At 35.4% G+C, this 1,239-nt stretch carries 1 protein-coding gene; it reads right to left on the bottom strand.

The genetic code is table 11. The annotated features are described in order from the left end of the window. Window positions 1–186 precede the first annotated feature (186 nt). The gene (locus tag CLV98_RS23285) at window positions 187–894 is read right to left on the bottom strand and encodes a GNAT family N-acetyltransferase (RefSeq protein ID WP_109678535.1); all 708 of its coding nucleotides are present in this window, start codon (window positions 892–894) and stop codon (window positions 187–189) included. Window positions 895–1,239: the final 345 nt, after the last annotated feature.

Raw genomic sequence — 1,239 nt, 5'->3', positions numbered from 1 at the left:
TCAGAGCCGTGCATCTCAGGAGAAGTCAGGAACGCATACACGTGTTTTTCAACGGGAATGGTGAATTCCATAAAGTAAAAATGGGGTTATTGGATCATGTCCAAATATATGGAATATTTCCAACTTTTTCCATTTTTGATTAATTTTGAAGCTATATATAAAATCTTGTTATGGTTTACTAAAAACTCACCTTGTTCTATCTTTTGTAGCGGAGTTGTCTGATTCAGAATCACTAATGCGATAGTAAAAACGATTGGCTATCCTATTTAATTGGTTTATATCGTCGTCATCATCTATATCTAGGGTCATCGATAGTTCGTCACTGATTTTTTGAAGGGTTTTAAGGGCAAAGGATGCTCTACTCTTTAAAACTTGAAACCTTTCAGAACTTATTTGTGTATACACCTCCATAATGTTTTCCTTATCCCAATTAAAGTCGTTGGTATTTAATTCAAATACGGTTTCTTCTTGATTTATTGGTTTAAACCCAAGCCTAAGGGCTACCCCTTTAGAGTTCAAATAGTTTCCGTTTCCATTGCTTGTCCTTTGAATTGTGATACGGATATTTTCATTTTTATTGTCAAATAAATAAGGTAAGATTGATTCTCCGAGTGCGTTACTAAGATAACCTTTTTTTCGGTATTTAGGTATAATATACCAATGAAGGTCGTTAGGCATGAAATATACAGCTCCAACATATTCATTGAATTCATTTTTAATAAAAAAGAATTCAAAACGACCTCCATCATTAATACCGACATCGGTAACTCTAGGCTGACGTATCCATACTTTTGCGAAATCAACCGTTTTACTAATTTGTCTTGTGAAAATAGTTTCACTAGCCTTTTTATTGTTTAGTCGGTTGATGTATTTCCTGATATCCTTGACAGTCATAAAGATCTTAGTTATTTAAAGTGTAGAAAAACCAAAACAGTATTGTTACTAAATCGCTATGTATTCGGCCTATGTATATAACAAATCTTATTGGAGACTGCTTCTACTAATTGTCAGTAATATTAGGCGATGAAGCTTCGAAATATACCTAAAGAGCTATAGAACTGAAAGCTCAAATTAGGAAATATGAACATTTTTAATGTTTGTAATCCCCAAATCTATCTTCCCCAAAACCATCACCAACGTCCCCTCATACTCACAATACTGCAGCTGCTGATGAAGGGTACGGGCCACCGGGAAGGGTAAGGTGACGGTGAAGCCCTTTTTGGGCTGGGGCCTTTCGGC

Source organism: Dyadobacter jejuensis, assembly GCF_003149085.1.
Lineage (GTDB): Bacteria > Bacteroidota > Bacteroidia > Cytophagales > Spirosomataceae > Dyadobacter > Dyadobacter jejuensis.
The sequence above is the reverse complement of the archived record's forward strand: the minus strand, read 5'-3'. Positions and strand labels throughout refer to the sequence as shown.